At 56.5% G+C, this 15,410-nt stretch carries 8 protein-coding genes; 3 read left to right on the forward strand and 5 right to left on the reverse strand.

Translation table 11 applies throughout. From position 1 onward, the window contains the following. Positions 1-8: 8 nt before the first annotated feature. Positions 9-1,544, reverse strand: coding sequence for a hypothetical protein (locus tag L1P09_RS18570; protein WP_235767973.1), 1,536 nt, complete (start codon positions 1,542-1,544; stop codon positions 9-11). A 266-nt stretch (positions 1,545-1,810) separates the two neighbouring features. On the opposite strand from L1P09_RS18570, the gene L1P09_RS18575 reads away from it, so the two are divergent. The 3 genes from L1P09_RS18575 to L1P09_RS18585 all read left to right on the forward strand — a co-directional run bounded on the left by L1P09_RS18575 (position 1,811) and on the right by L1P09_RS18585 (position 3,761). After that, positions 1,811-2,356 carry a fimbrial protein gene (locus tag L1P09_RS18575; RefSeq protein WP_054906172.1) on the forward strand — a complete coding sequence of 182 codons (546 nt, stop codon included), beginning with the start codon at positions 1,811-1,813 and terminating at the stop codon, positions 2,354-2,356. A 65-nt stretch (positions 2,357-2,421) separates the two neighbouring features. Then, entirely contained in the window at positions 2,422-3,147 is a 726-nt protein-coding gene (locus L1P09_RS18580) for a fimbrial biogenesis chaperone (RefSeq protein ID WP_009681876.1), read from the forward strand. Between the two features lie 74 nt (positions 3,148-3,221). Then, positions 3,222-3,761 carry a fimbrial protein gene (locus L1P09_RS18585; protein ID WP_054906171.1) on the forward strand — a complete coding sequence of 180 codons (540 nt, stop codon included), beginning with the start codon at positions 3,222-3,224 and terminating at the stop codon, positions 3,759-3,761. A gap of 389 nt (positions 3,762-4,150) precedes the next feature. Here L1P09_RS18585 and L1P09_RS18590 read toward each other — a convergent pair whose 3' ends face one another. The 4 genes from L1P09_RS18590 to L1P09_RS18605 all read right to left on the reverse strand — a co-directional run bounded on the left by L1P09_RS18590 (position 4,151) and on the right by L1P09_RS18605 (position 15,345). Then, on the reverse strand, positions 4,151-7,999 hold the full coding sequence (locus L1P09_RS18590) for an RHS repeat domain-containing protein (protein WP_054905933.1): 3,849 nt from the start codon (positions 7,997-7,999) through the stop codon (positions 4,151-4,153). A gap of 72 nt (positions 8,000-8,071) precedes the next feature. Further along, positions 8,072-10,954: a hypothetical protein gene (locus L1P09_RS18595; RefSeq protein ID WP_154211375.1), complete on the reverse strand. Its 2,883-nt coding sequence runs from the start codon at positions 10,952-10,954 to the stop codon at positions 8,072-8,074. A 1-nt stretch (position 10,955) separates the two neighbouring features. Further along, entirely contained in the window at positions 10,956-13,430 is a 2,475-nt protein-coding gene (locus L1P09_RS18600; RefSeq protein WP_235767974.1) for a hypothetical protein, read from the reverse strand. 88 nt (positions 13,431-13,518) lie between these two features. Further along, positions 13,519-15,345 carry a hypothetical protein gene (locus L1P09_RS18605; protein ID WP_232892510.1) on the reverse strand — a complete coding sequence of 609 codons (1,827 nt, stop codon included), beginning with the start codon at positions 15,343-15,345 and terminating at the stop codon, positions 13,519-13,521. Positions 15,346-15,410: the final 65 nt, after the last annotated feature.

Below are 15,410 nucleotides of genomic sequence, written 5' to 3' on the forward strand. Positions count from 1 at the left end.
GCCATTGCTCAACGCGAGTAGTAGTCGACCAACGTGTCAATATCGAGCATCGGCATCGCAATGATTGTCAGCCCCCAGCGCCATTCATCCACAGCGAAGGTGTCCTCCCCCATGACGACAGAGTAAGGGCTTGGGTTGCTCACATCTGGCCTGAAAACGCCAGCAATAACCGAGCCATTACCCGCAAGAACCCGCCACGATACCTGCGAGTCCGCAACCGCTTTTTCCTCTTGACGTCCGTTTAAGTAAAACAGTGAAAGTTTAAGGCCCAGGGCGTGCCGGGCAACCCGGATAAAGTGCGTGGGATATACCCAGCGAATCACAAACGTGGCATAGGCCTCCTGCCACGTGTCTGTTACTTTAATGATATCTGTCTCGGTCGGAGTAACCAGGGACGCGCGGCAGGCGGCAGGTATGAATGTGTCTCCCCCCGTATTGAAACGCACCGCTGCTGGCAGTGATTGCGGCGGTTTGTAGTAGTGCTTGCCGTTCTGCACGAGCAACTCGCCATGCAGTGTGCCCTCCGCACCCCAGACTGGTTGCGCTCCCGCTGACATCAGCTGGATCTCTTCCAGATCGCCTCCATAATCGCAAAAACTAATCAGTGGAGAGCACTTCAGCGCCTGCGCCAGGGTACTTACTTTGGATTGCGCCATCTCAGAGCCAGAAAGAGCATATACGGCAAAATAAAAATTGCCCGGCGGTATGTACCCTCCCAGGGTCCACTTCATTGACCAGCTGGGCGCGAACAGACCAACTACCCAGTCTTTGTCCACTGGCGGCAGCTGGGTCAGGGTGATTGGGAATGCCCCGACCTCAAAGGCGATAGCGACGTCTTCGGATGCCGGCACCAGAATCGGATCTGATTGGGCGGCTACCTGACCCGGGCCGTTGAAGACGTTGACCCGGATTCGTGACTGGTCACATTCGAAATAAACCCATACGTCGTCAAGAGCAACAGAAACTGGCTTTGACAAAGTCGCGACCTTCATGCGCTTCAAGGGCTCGAAGTGCTCCTTGAACCGGTCGGCGCTCAATCGGTCATTTGCTATCACGTAAGTGGCAGGTTGCTCCCAGTGCACCACCGCCTCACTGCCTTTCCATTTGTGGTATTCGATATGGCTGCTGTTGAGACCGAGGGTCACCTCAAGCACCTTGCCCGCGCTGGCGTCCGACTGCTCGATTCTCACAGCCTGGCGCGCATTCATGCCAATAGGTGTATTCAACGATAGCCGCAGGTCGGTCAGCAGGTTCTTGTCCAGTTTCAATGTTCGCGCTGACGTTTCGAACCGCAACTTTGGGTAACCCAGATGCACCAAGCTCAGCTCCCAAGTCGTTCTGTTCATCTCGCGCTCGGAAACCACCAACTCAGGCCAGTCCATATCGTGACCAATGAGTGCATGGCGCTTTGCCCATAAACCGTTCAGCTGTGTTTCATCGTTAAGGGCATAGAGGAGCAATATCGCAGACTCTGCGGCGGCCGCTGAGTCCGAGACTTCTTTAGCCACAGGCTTATTGCTTTCTTTCTCTTTGTGATTGCTCATGCCCCACTCCCATCAACAAAGCACTGATAGGCCCATAATCAGGCAGCATTGAAAACTGGCATTTTTACCAGTTGTCGGGCGGCAAGAAGCGACTCACTCTTGAAGCAGAATCACGCATTAGGCTTTTACTATGTACTTATCAGTATTTTCCTACATGCGACCATTCCCAAACGACCTAATCTTTTCTCCCCCTGCCGTCAAGTTTTTCGGCAGAAATCCATAGGCCGAAATGCCCTGCCTACAACGGGTCCACAGTGGAGTACAACATGAAGAAGAAGCTTATCCCGCTTGCCATCTTGCTTGGCCTTGCCAGCAATGCAGCACTCGCCAATACTGGCTCGATCAACTTCTACGGCCAGGTGCACGCCGGTACTTGCCCGATCGAAATCATTGACCCGTCGACCGGCCTGCCGGTAGCCCGCATCAACATGGGCAACGTCAGCGTTTCGCAGTTCGCAGCCACAGGCGATGAAGCTGCATCGCGCGCCTTCGGCATGCGCGTGACCCCAGGTAATGGCTGTACTGTAACCCCTAATACCAGTGCCCAGGTGACTTTCACTGGCGCCTATGGCGGTGCCGGTACTGGTGGTACGCTGTATGCGCTGGAGCCAGGCGGGGCAGCCGACTTGGCCTTGATTATCAAGGACAATGCCGGTACACCGATAGACAACGGCTCGCCTTCCAAGGATTACCCACTGGATGACGCGAACCCCACCACGATGATTTTCTCTGCGGCCTATAAGTCCATTGGCACCGGGGTCACCGCCGGCACCGCCAATACCGATGTGCAATTTCTTGTCAACATCCCATGAGAAAGCACCTCAGGCGAACTGACGTCGCCTGAGGTGTCTTCATACCATTCAAAAGGTATCGCCAGATGAAGATTCACCTGCGCCGCCTTGCCTTGGGTATTTGCTTCGCGAGCATGATGCAGACCGCTCAGGCAGCGCTAACCGTCAATACCACGCGAATCGTGTTCGACAGCGACAACAGCAGCACCTCTGTAGTGATCGCCAACCCCAGCCCCCGCCCCTATGCGGTGCAAACCTGGGTCAACACCGCGAAGGACGACACCGATACAGCCGTCCCTCTGGCGACTTCGCCCGGGTTGTTCCGCCTGGACCCCGGCAAGGAGCAAATGGTGCAGATCAGCCGCCTGCCCAACAAGTTGCCCAAGGATCGGGAAACGCTGTTCTACCTCAATGTTCAGGAGATCCCCGAAGCAACGCCGGGGGATGTCAACGTACTCAATATTGCGCTGCGCACGCGCCTGAAGCTTTTCTATCGCCCCAAAGAATTGAAAGACCGGCCCGCAGAGCGCATCGGTGAGCTGGAGTGGTCCGTGCGCCAACGCGCTGGGCGTGTCGAACTCGTGGTACACAACCCAACGCCCTACCATTACACATTCGGCCGCCTGGAAGTCAGCAGTGCAGGCAAAACAGAGGCAATCCAGGCCATGGCCATGGCGCGGCCATTTGATCTGCAGGTTTATGACCTGACCCAAATCAAAACGCTCACTGGCTTGCAACTGACCTTTACCACCATCAATGACTACGGGGTCGCCACCACGCCGATGCAAAAAGCACTGTCGAGCCTGCCCTGAGCCCCTTGCGTCACCTCAATCGAGCCCTTTGGGCTCGTTTGCTATTCCGACTTACCTGTAACAGGACAGCTTATATGAAGCCCTTAGTCGTAGCCTTTGGACTGGCAATTTCCAGCCAACAAGCGCTTGCAAACACGGGTTCAATCAACTTCTTTGGCCAGGTCCACAGCGGGACCTGTGCAGTTGAAATCATCGACCCTTCAACCGGCCTGCCCGCCAGCAGGATCTACATGGGCGAAGTATCCACTGCCCAGTTCAAGCAGCCAGATGATGAGGCCGCAAACCGCGCCTTCGGTTTGCGCCTTACCCCCGGTGGCGGCTGCATACTGCTCCCCGGTGCCAATACCAGCGTAACCTTCACCGGAAGTTACGGCGGCGCCGGCGCCAGCGGCACGTTGTACGCCCTGGAGCCAGGTGGCGCCACGGGGTTGGCCTTGATCATCAAGGACAATGTGGGTACACCGGTAGACAATGGAATCGCCTCCAAACAATATCCCCTGCATGACAGCAAACCTACTGACATGTTGTTTTCTGCGGCTTACAAAGCGATCGATACACAGGTAACCGCTGGTTCCGCCAACAGTGATGTGCAGTTCACGGTGGCCATACCGTAAGCGTTGAAAAATCGGGCCTCACGGCCCGATGCCGGTCAGCTAAGCCTTGGTGGCAGCCATGGGGCCGCTTTGCAGCCCATCGCCGGCAAGCCAGCTCCCACAGGGATCGCCTTAGGGCTGACAGGTGTTTGCCACAAGGTATGGCAGCGCCTGTTAGAGCGAGCGCAGCTCGCGATTGCGCCGCGCGGGCGGCGCTCGATCTCACAGGCGCTGAAGATGCTCCGGCTACCCTTGCCAGAAACCATAGAATCGCCCACAGGGGCCGGGCAAAACTTGAGGTCTGCCCTGCTCCTGTGGAAGCCCGGCTTGCCGGCGATCGGCTGCAAAGGGGTCTCAAGCGCTTGACTGCTCGACATTAGCTTCACACCCCGATCTTCACAGCAGCTGCTTCATGCCTCCTGGCCTGACAGCCTGTCCAGAGGGTCGTAGCTGTAACCGCCACCATCGTAGCTGCTCAGACGCCCCAAGGCGTCATACGTCAACACCTTGCCCCTGTCATCGACCTTCATGTTGCCGTCCTCATCATATTCCAGGGTGAAGTCGGCATAGTCTGCATGCGTGTTAGTCACACCCGTCAGCTGGGCAGGGTCGTCATTTTCAAACAGGTACGTGGCCTCATTTGAGTCTTTACTACCGTCCTCTTCTTCGAAATCAGTCAGTACCCAGGTGATATTGTCGAGCGCATCAAAATTGAAGTACTGCTGACGAATGGTTTTACCAGCCGGGTCTTTCGGGCTGTGGGAAAGCAATCCGTCACAGGCATACTCCTCGAGGCGACCACGCCGGTCATATCTGTAACTCTCCTCACGCAAGGCACTACCGTTTTCGGACAGGCGTTTGAACGTGATCTGGTCAAGCAGGCTGTATTCCTGCTCCAGCACCTGAATCCCTTGCACCAGCAGCCCCGCTGTGTCCACCAGCGCCTGCACACTATCATTGGCAAACTGGAAACCTTCGATCGGTGCCTCGACCACGGTATTCAGGAACACGAATCTGCGCAGGCACTCGCGCCCCTGGTGGTCATACTCAAGTTCCGTGGCCAACCCTTGTGTACCGTCGAGCGTGAGAATGCATTGGGTATTGCTCAGCCCATCGTAGAAGAACCGGCTGCTGGTAGACCCCAGCGCAGTCTGCTCCAGCAGGCCACTGGCGTAGTAGGCATAAGTCTGCGTCTGACCGAGAACATCTTTATAGAACAACTGCCGCCCCAACAGGCTGGTGCCATATTCCATTGACCAGGTCTCGTTTCCGATCGTGCGGGTTTCCTGCTTGATCTGGCCTGTACTGAAATAGGCCCGGGCAAGCTCTTCGCCCTCCTCTTTACACCAGGTGAGCCGCGCGTTATGCGGGTCGAATTCATAATCCGCCTGGCGGCCCGGAATGCGCCGCACTTGAGGCTCCTCACCCAACTGCGGAAGGTACTGGTACTCAATGACATTGCCGGCGGCCGTCTTCACTTTGCTTGGTTTGGTCTGGCCTGGCTCGTACTGCATGTGGCGCGCCCGCCCCCCGGTAATGGAGGTGATCATTCGGTTGAGGCCGTCGAAAACCTGCTCACCCAGCATGATGCCACCGACGCTGATACTGATCGGCAGGTCTTCACTGCTGTGCACGGCATAGTCGCGATGCACCACAGACCTGTCTGCCAGGGTCTGGTCCACCAAACGGCCGAACACGTCATAACTGGAGCGGGTGGTGGTGTCGCGTGCATCGATTTCGCGCACATTTCGCCCCAGCCCGTCATAGAAATACTCATGTTTGGCATACAGCTTGTTCGCCAGGTCGAATCGCCGAACCAGGGCAGGTTGCTCAAACAAATTCAGCCAGGTGGTGGTTTTGCCCAGGCTCATTGTGCCATCGGCAGATTCACTCCACACGGTCTGGGTAGGCAGGTTGCCATTGGGGTCCGCACCGAAAGGGTTAGACCCGATCAGGTCTTGCTCGTGGTACCGCTTGACACCATCCGGACCGATTTCGCACCGCTGCTGCCCCCAGTCGTCGTATTCATACCGGGTCGCCAACGGCATTTGCTCGGCGCCTTTCCAATCGTATTCGACTGCTTCGGTCAACTGGTCAAGCTCATCGTAGGTAAACGCATTAATCGGGCGGAAGACCTGGCGCAGAAGGGCATCCCCACCGTCGACGTCGGCATCATGACGCTCCTCCCTGGCCACTCGCCCCAGGCCATCGATGTACGAGCGGACAGCAACCCCTTTAACATCCACTCGGCTTTGCAATGCCTGGCCACCGGCCCCGCTCACAAGCCCGTATGCGTAGGTACGGGACGCCTTGTACTTATCGTCATTGGGCGACACTGTTTCCCGAATCACACGGCGCAGAGCGTCGTAGGCGTACTCGATCTCAATATCGTTGTCATCGCGATTCAGAATGGGCTCGCCAATCAGTATCGAATCCTTCAGCGTGATTACCTTGCAAACATTGCGCGGCAGGCCGGTCACTGGGTCGATCTCGCCATTATCGAAACCCGTCACCTGCTGCTCGGTCACCAATACAGGGTGCCCATCAAGGTCATCGGTGCTGTAAGTAAAAGCGGTATTGGTGCTTTTACCGCCCATGGTCAAGGTTTGCAGCAAAGGGCGCCCATGGCGCAGCAGGTCGGTGGCAACATTGACCGGGCGCGTGGTAGTGACCTGCAAAGGCGCCTGCTCTACCCCGTCAACCACTTCCAACAGGCTTTCCTGCGTCAGCACCAACCAATCGGACGCGGGCAGTTTGGCAGAGCGAGCCGGGTAGACCACGCGGGGGAGCGCTTCAAACTCGAAGTGTCGCCGCAAGATCGGTGCAGGCTCGTCGCCACCCTCTGCAGGGTATTGCGTCACGCGCTTCGGGTTACGCACGAAACCGTCCGGATCATCTTCGCCCGGGTAGTACTCGGTAACGGTACGCTGCCCGGTGGGCAAGGTCTGAGCGATCAGATTGCCGTGCAGGTCATACTCGGTTCTGGTGGCAGGCTCCTCGCGCACCCGGGAGGCATCCCCCTGCACTGACCATCTGCTGCGTTGTTCCAGCGGTAGCTGGAAGTTGCTCGGCTGATTGTCGAATTCAGTTGCCGGATTGCCGTGGTACGTGGTGCTGCTGGCGAGTTGGTTCTTGCCCTGCACAACGACCTCACTCACCTGCAAGTGGAAACGGTTGTAAGTACGCTCGGTGGTACGCAACACCTGATCCGTGCCATCCGCGCCCTTGCCCCATTGGTGGGCCGTACTTGCATACCGGTAATTGGACCTGGCGCGATAAAGGTTGTCTTCGCCATCGTCACGCCAAGTGACATCGCTGCCATTACCTACAAAATTGTGAGGGGCCTGAATCCCCTCATGCAAGATGGTATAGGTGTAGGTGGTTTTCATCGACGGCTGGGCGGCGCCAGGGTTGACTGCATGAGAGGTTACCCGCGGTATCGCTGCCCGCGTCCCTCCCCCTGGCAGCAGGTGGCCGGTATCGCCATTCTCCCCATAGCGAATATCTTCCACACTACCGTAGGGTGTCGAAACCTTGGCCAGGCAAGTCAGCCCATTGGCGAGGGTGTATTCAAAACGCCAGTTGCCACCAGCCTCACCTGGCAAGTCAACTTGGCGCAACTCCCCATCGACCAGGCTGAGCTTGTACTCTGCGACCGGCTTGCCATCATTGGCATAGGGATGCAATTTGAGGTTTACCGTGCTGCCATAGCTGATTTCCAGCAATACCAGGTCCGTGCCGTCGATAATCCGCTCCAGCCGTTGATTATTGTCATACTTCAACAGGATACGATGGCCCGATGCCGCGCGAACTTCTGAAGGCAATGCAACTAGATTATCCCTGGTACCGTACTCGCTCAGGATTTCTTCCATGTGGGATTTGTGAACCACACGATACTGTTTCTTGCCTTCTACACTCTCCTCGAAAAAGCGGAACGTTTCGAGCTTTCTTTCTTTAATGCCTGGCTCGTTGCCAGACCCAGTCACCCGGAAACTTTCGCCGGTATGAAGCCGCAACATGCGAGTTGTCGGAATGTATTGGGTAAGTTCGATATACCAACCCTGGCCAAAGCCAGTATTTTTGTCGCTGAATGGATTGAATACCAGGCGAATCGGCAGGTCTGGGCCAGCTTGATAGTTACCGACAAGGGGGGGCAGGTTGATACTCATCGCATACTGGCCAGTGCGCGGATCGACCGCATTCTGGACAAAACCCGACGCATTGAATGCATTGGAATGAACTACTGTTTCAATAGCCATATTATTAATCATCCGAAGGAGGTTGTGTCGCAGCTCACCCCAGTGCCCATGTGCGCTGAGGTGAGCCATTGCTCAACGAATCGAGAGTTTCAGGACGTCGCGATGGGTAATGCCCGCCCTTTCTTCTTCCGCCGTGACGGCAAACGTAAACTTCAATGGATGCGTATTACCCTCCACATCCAGCAGGGTAAACTCCAAGTCCCGTTCCAATGCCTTGCGATAACCTGGATCTTCAAGACCACAGGACAGCACAAACCCTGAATCCCGCTGCAGGGTGATCATCAATTGCCCGGCACCCGGCTTTGCGCCTAGCACCCTATCTGGCAATGCATAGGCCCGATTCTTGGCCATGCGGTAGAGCAGCCCGTCGAACAACAGTTCGTCCTTTATCTGGCCATTACTCGACTCGAATGAAAACCCGGTAAAGCTGACAAAGTCGTCGTCTTGGACAGGGGGGGTAGACGAGCCCGGCTGCCACGACCAACGCACAGCCGATTTTCTATCGGAATCCTTGATAAACAGTCGTGCAAACTTGGTTATCCGGCCTTCTTTGATAACGTGCTCAAGCAACCAGTTGTCTGTACTGGTGTCGATGTAAGCGAACTCATCCCCTTCAGACGGTGACGTATCCCCCGCCACACGCGTGCGCTTGAAAGAGTACAGCTCCTGGGTAAAGGACGGAATGTCCTGCCCGCGCAATTCCAGTTTACCCTTTTCGCCAAGGTTTTCAGACGTAACCACTTTCCCTGTCAGGGTGTTCTGTATCGAGGCAATCACCCCGATCACCCCCGGCTTACGTGAATGCAGGAAAAACCGGCGATTTCTGGCCCGCAAAGGCGCGCTACCTCCAACTTGCAATCCAGGTTGACGCTGGATATCGTTGGCAACCCTGTTGACCGCCCAGTCTGGCGCGTCATCATCTCCGGCAGCCAAGGCTTCCTCCAGCGGCGCCAGGAACGGCAGATCGTTGTTGTTATCAGCATTCAAGAACTTCAATGTGGCCAGATCGGCGTCGGAGATCTCGACCGGGTTACCATTGCTATCATCGGCAGCAGCAACGGTGACCTCGACTTCGACTTGCTGCCAACCATTGGCGTAGCACTGCGGTGCACCGATGGCTCTAAGTTCGAAATTGGCAATGGTCTCCCATGACAATAGACCGGCTATTTTGTCCTGCCGGCTTTGGCTGAACTCCACGATGGCGTAGCCGGTGCGCTCAATGCCGTCAAACCCAGTCACCACCGCAATCGGCAACTGCGGGCTTTGCGGGGGGATGTATACGCTGTCGTGGAATTCACCTTCCCCATGTACCGTCCAGGTCACAGCACGACCGAGGTTTTGCTCGAACTCCCGAGACATTATCGTGAACGGTGTAGGCTGCATCGACAGCCCCTGTGCGACGTGAAACGGAACCACGTTAAGGTCCGCCTCCCAGCCAATCACTACCACCGCACCTTCGGCGCTATCCCCGGTAAGCCGGTTGGTGCAACGGATCCGCTGGACCTCGAAATCGCGGCTGCTGCTAGGCGGATAGGGCGTGAAAATGGCCCGACCATTACCTTTGTCGTCCAGCTCCCCTAGCGGCTGATCGAGCGGTTGAACCCGATTAGTGCCGTTGGACAGAAGCACCGCCTCGACCAGGCTCCACTGCAGGCTACCGCCGTCGGCACTAGAGGCGCGGAGCTCGATCGGGGCGTCCCCTGTCACCCACGTGGCAACACGCGGTGCTACATGTACCGTACGGGCGCTTTCCACTACCAACGCGTGGCTAAGCACCGGATCAGGGCCATCAGGCGAAGTCGCGGTTACCAGCACCATCTGCTGGTCCTGCACAAAACTGTCTGCAGGGGTTGGGCTGTAGCTGGCGCCATTGAATGTGCCAACCGCCTTGGGGCGCATCAGGTTGGTGGCCGACCACAGTACCTGGCCCGTTGCGCCATCAGCAGTGAACGCGATGGGCTGCCCAGTTACCACATTCGCGAAGGCAGGCTCGACCGCTAACGCGCCCGCTTTTTTTTGCCAGTTTCCGGTCAAGACAAGATCTGCGTCTGAGCTTGATGCCCGCATCACGAACTCATGGCCACTGGGCAGGCTGAAGGTACTCAGCACATCCTTTACCTCCCCCGCCCCCAGCTCCGCAATGTCCGGTACAAGGATCAGCGTACCCGGCAGATCGCTCGCACCCTCGGCAATCGGGTAAGGGAAGTCGGTGCCTGGGGGTAGCTGGCCGCCTGGGCGCAAGTCGATGCCCAACTTCATGAAAACCAGCACAGCACCGTCCCCGTACCGAGGGCTGCCTTCGCTTTGCCCCCAAGGTGCGGCCATGGTATTGACCATGAACTGCTCCGGGCTCAGCGGGTAGTAGTCGTCCATGACGAAACTGCCCAGGGAATAGGTGTGCTGGTAAGCCCGCATATAGCTGATCGATTGCTGCAGGCGCCGGCCAAGCATGGCCTGGGCATAGGGGGTTGGCCCAAGGTTGGTAGAGTAGCTGTCCGCGCTGGCAAGGTTCAGTTGCAGTTGGGTATGCCGGCTCCCCTTGGGTCGGCCGACCCACACTTCCAGCGGCGCTTCGACCCGATAGCCCATGGCTTCGGTAAGGGTAAAGCTTTCCACCACGCGCTTGGGTCTGCCAGGAAGCCCCAAGACCCGCATGTACTCCCCGGCGATAATGTTCATCCGCAGCGTCAGGCCCGAGCCGACCCCTGTTGCATGTTCAAAGCTGACTTGGGGCACCCCCAGCACCAGCCCTTGCAGGGTAACGCCGATTCGCTGGCCCTCATCGAGGTAAGCCTCGAGATGGATAGGGTCCATCGCACCGAAGTTACCGAGTGCTTCCAGGTATTGTTCACGAAGTACCAGGTCAAGCAAGCTGCGGTCCAGGGCAAGCACGCCCCCCCAATCTTGCCGTACAGAGGTTTTCTGTTCTTCCGGCGAAGCAAGCCTACGTTCCATCTCACACCTCCTCCAGACCATGGGAAGTCTTGACGCCATTAAGGATATTGGTGTAAGCAGGCCCGGGGACGAACGGCAGTGGCAAGATAACGTAGTCGTGGGTGTCGAACCAATCATCGTTGACCCAGAAAGCAGATATGATTACGTACTGGTCGTTCCCATCGTTGCCAGGCGTGTACACTTGGGTATCCTGGTCGACGGACCCACCGCCGCGAAGCACAGTCCATTCGATTGGCTCAGGAACCTTGACCTTCTGCTTATGTTTGTCCAACTTGTAGAACGGAAGCGCCACCTTGCCATCGTCTCTGACTTCTGGCTCCATCCAGTAATTGGAGCTCTTGGAGCCAACGACCAGCATGTCAATCTTCGCCGAGTGGCCTCCCACAGATCGAACGGTGACCTCGTCCAAGCGCAGCTCGCCGTAGTGCTCCGGCTTGGTCCCGTCGCCAATTGGCAGTTCTAACGGTGCGGTATATTTGTAACCCCCGGGGTTCAGCGGATCGTCATCCGGGGCGACTGTGCCCAGTTCGGGAGTATCCCATGTCACTGCAGCACCGTCGGGAGTACCCGCGGACACCGCAAAGGATCTGCCTACACCCACCACCGCCACCAAGGGGCTGACCGTGATGTGGTTTGGTACAACACTAACCAGTGCTTTGCTGACCAGCTCCCCACTGGTGGCCGTTACGATCAACCGGCGTTGTCCTTCTCTCAGCAACGCGTCATCGGAGGGGGCCGTATACCGCCCTACCGAGGGGTCTTTGAACGACCCTGTGTCGCCGGTTTCGCCAGGGAGGTTACTCACGGTCCAGTTGACACTGGCCGCCGCAGGAGAAACGCTGAATTCGATGACTCCACCCCTTGCCACGATCGGCTCCGAAGGGCTTATCACCATCGTGGTGCGCTTGGGCGCCAATTTGCCCAGCAGGGTCAGGTCGGTCGGCAGGGACACGTCGCGCGGTTCGACAACGTTCTCGCCACGGAAGAGCAAATTATTGAGGCGTAAGGCGTCGATTTCAAACGTCATATCCATGAGTTCGCTGGCTTTTGCCTCGAATTCCGATGCCAGTTTGGTTTCTAACCCAACTACAATGTTTGCGGAATTTTCCCTGGCGGCTGAAGCCGCGTCGCCAGAACCGAAATCATCTTGGATGTCGATTTTCGTATTAACCTTTACATCATCCATCACAAACTTTAGGACCGGCTTAACCTCGGCATCATCAACCACAAACTTATAACTAGCATCAATAGATACAATCGCATTAATATCTAGATTTATAGTACGTCCTGCCGAATCTCCGGTCTGAATAAAATACACCACAGTTCCTGCCACAACTTCGGTGTGCCAGTGCGCCTTAAGCGATCTGCCCTCGAATACAAATTTATCGCCCGGAGAAAACAGCGGAACGTGAACTCCATTAACCGACAGCTTCCAGCGCCAAGGCTGCAGCGTTCCTCCATGACCCTCATCATAATATTCGTAACTTATCCAGTGAGCCGTCTGTCCATTCGCAACCAGTTCATAGCGTTCGCCGGGCAGCTCTCTAACGTCGAATTTACCATTTATCCATTCAAATTGATCCAAGCCACGCTTAATGGCTTGATTAGCTATAAATTTCTGCGAGAGTACCAGATTACTCGTATACGGCTCTACCGCAGCGGGCAACATGTACAGCAATGCGCTATCGTCATGGGGGTAATCACCAGGCTTACTGCCTTGCATGGCAACAAACACAACCACCGCGCCTTCACCAAAATTCTCGGAGCCGAGCAAGGCGCCTCCCGGCGCCGCGTGAGTGCGAATACCAAAAACCCCTGGGTTTATAGGCGAGTTAGCATCAACCACCATCTCGCTGAGCGGGAACTGCGTAATCTCCTTACTCCAACTGTCCAATTGTCCCTTGAAATAAATACCCAACCGTATCCTCTCAGGCCCAGTCGCCCCTCCACTGAAGACATGTTCCGTGCCGTCCTTCAAGTCAAGCAATACCTTGCCGCTATCATTGACGGAACCTTGTACTGCCCTCAGGTCAATGTCCATGTCCAGTATGCCGCGGTTAGCGGCATTATAGATAACCAAGGCGGTTACGCTCCTGACCATCTGGCCAGCGTGAGGCGTGTCAATCACTTCAAGATGCTTTCCGCCCACCAGGCGCATCTGCAACTTACCCTTGGAATACGCGATAGTTGCGTTCTCGAAAGACAGCCGAGGCTTGTCGAGTACCAGGCCATTCAGAACATGTTTGATACCGTTACCTGAGTCAACCACATCGTCCTTCAGCTTGGGGAAAAATGCTTCCTCGATATCGATACGGTCAATGTACTCTTGCGTCAGCAGGGCATTGGTCGCCGCCCTGTCAAACACCAGCAGCGCATCCCACTTGACGGTTTGCGCGCCCTGTTCCATTTTACGCAGAAATTCTTCAAGGGATTGAATACCCACGGCTTGAGCCCGCACAGGTGCTTTACTGTTCATTTATATCCAACTCCATGTGACCCGCGTTAATCAGCGCAACGGCACGCCGCCCCTAAACCTGGCCAGCGCGGCCAGTTGCACTGGCCATTTATTTAGAGTGCTTGGGAATCAGGAGCAGCGGGCGAAGCTTGTGCCAACTATCGCCCTGATCGAAACTGACTTCCCCATAAACGGTGTACTGTTTGTCTTCTTCCAACCCGTTATAGGTCGCAACACTTAACCACTGTTGTATGCGCGCATTGCTGAGTTCGCCGGCAGTGACCGGCGCTCGATCACGTAATACGGCGCCGCTTTGAATGGCCAGCGTGAACAGTTGACCGGTTGCCGCGAAAGGCCAGAGCAGCACCCCATACACCTCAAGCATTGCACCGTTGGCCGAGAGTTTGCTCCGCCAAAGTTCGCCGTTGGCCTGGGCTTGATCGCATTTGACGTTGTTGTCGATGACCAGCGGCTGGACACGCAAGTCCACCGCATCAGAGGGTGCCGAGCGCACACCGTTTTCATCGACGATGTGGTAGAACACCTTGAAACGCCTGCTGTGGTCATCGCCAGGCTGATGCATGTTCGCGGCGACTACACCAGGGTCGATCTTGAACTTGCGGCCGTCACCTACCTCCGGTGTGTCGACCACTTGCTTGCCGTTGTGCTCATAACCATCCCAGTGAACCTCGAAGCGTTCGCCTGGGCGCAGGGGCACATCCGGTACCGTTACATAGGCCCCAAGAATCGCTCTGTCCGCCGACAGCTTTTGCCTGCCGAGGCCGTCCTCTTCTGCGCGCTCGATACGTGGCGCTGCAAGGGTGCGTGCTGTTTCAAACGCTACGTCCAGGCTATGCGAAGTCAACGCGTGCCCCGCGCGGGCAACCTGGTAGAACACTTTATGATCACCCGGTTCAAGCAAAGCCGGGTCAACCCGGAATACGGTCTCATCGCTTTGCAGGCTGCTCGCATCCATGCGCGCAAACTGCACTTCAGGCTCGAGCGCCTGGGGGCTTTTCCAGTGCAGCAAATAGTGGTCACCTACTTGAACACTTGGCGCTGTAGGCACCCGAACGATCAAGCCATCGGGGAACATACCAGGGTCAAGCGGCACCCCCGTGAAGCCATCGATAGTGGCAGCAGGCAACAAGTCAGCCGGGCTGGGCGCCTCTGTTACAGTCATTTCCTGCACAGGGGATGGCACTTTTTCGTCGTTAGCGGACAGCGTAATCGTGTATTGAAACGCTACCCGGCCATTGCGCACGCGGCTGAAGTCTGACTTGGCGATCTGCCATTGCAGCGGCTCACCGACATTGGCCTCGGTCACTTCATGTCGCTCAGTTGCCGGTGGCGTAATTTCGTCCCCTGCAGCGTTGAACTTGCGCGCCACCAGCTCGATGCTGTCGCCGACCTGCATGGCCCGGTAGCTTGGCGCCAGCAGGCGCACGCCTTCAGACTCAAGGTCTGAAAGGACAATTACACGATCATGCGACTCCCGCGCCTGCGCCACCGCCAATGTTTCGGCAACCCCACCACGGTCGCGCAAACCCAGGTAACAAAAGATACGCATTGAATCCGGCGTGGACTCATCTGCGTTTTCAACCTTGTAGGATAAAAATGCCCACCCACCATCGTAAGGCTCGACAAAACGTTTGGCCACCTTGGCGGTCATGGTTCTTGTAGTGTCGTAATCCGCGGGCACCTCAACCACGGCATCAAGTTGATCAAACGGCGTACCGTCTGCGGCAATCCCGCGCCAGACCGGATAGATGCTCTGACCGAACCGGATATCCGCGTCCTTGATAAGAAATTCCAAATGGTCGCCATTCAGGTTTTTTACGTCAATTTCCCCCCACGCGTTTTGCGCCGGTATTTCAGGAGCGGGGTTTAACTGGGGCTGATCGACCCCGCCATCGAATGGGCGTCGCATCACCATGAACATTCTCCTGGTGGGTTGAAGATGCCCTTAGTTTCACGGCGCACCGCTGCGATTGGCTACTG

This window comes from Pseudomonas juntendi, assembly GCF_021560075.1.
Taxonomy (GTDB): Bacteria; Pseudomonadota; Gammaproteobacteria; order Pseudomonadales; family Pseudomonadaceae; genus Aquipseudomonas; species Aquipseudomonas juntendi.

Excerpts from the sequence above, each read along its gene's own strand:
- L1P09_RS18595 (WP_154211375.1), bottom strand. The coding sequence starts at position 10,954 with ATGGAACGTAGGCTTGCTTCGCCGGAAGAACAGAAAACCTCTGTACGG.
- L1P09_RS18585 (WP_054906171.1), top strand. The coding sequence starts at position 3,222 with ATGAAGCCCTTAGTCGTAGCCTTTGGACTGGCAATTTCCAGCCAACAA.
- L1P09_RS18590 (WP_054905933.1), bottom strand. The coding sequence starts at position 7,999 with ATGGCTATTGAAACAGTAGTTCATTCCAATGCATTCAATGCGTCGGGT.
- L1P09_RS18580 (WP_009681876.1), top strand. The coding sequence starts at position 2,422 with ATGAAGATTCACCTGCGCCGCCTTGCCTTGGGTATTTGCTTCGCGAGC.
- L1P09_RS18575 (WP_054906172.1), top strand. The coding sequence starts at position 1,811 with ATGAAGAAGAAGCTTATCCCGCTTGCCATCTTGCTTGGCCTTGCCAGC.
- L1P09_RS18600 (WP_235767974.1), bottom strand. The coding sequence starts at position 13,430 with ATGAACAGTAAAGCACCTGTGCGGGCTCAAGCCGTGGGTATTCAATCC.
- L1P09_RS18570 (WP_235767973.1), bottom strand. The coding sequence starts at position 1,544 with ATGAGCAATCACAAAGAGAAAGAAAGCAATAAGCCTGTGGCTAAAGAA.
- L1P09_RS18605 (WP_232892510.1), bottom strand. The coding sequence starts at position 15,345 with ATGGTGATGCGACGCCCATTCGATGGCGGGGTCGATCAGCCCCAGTTA.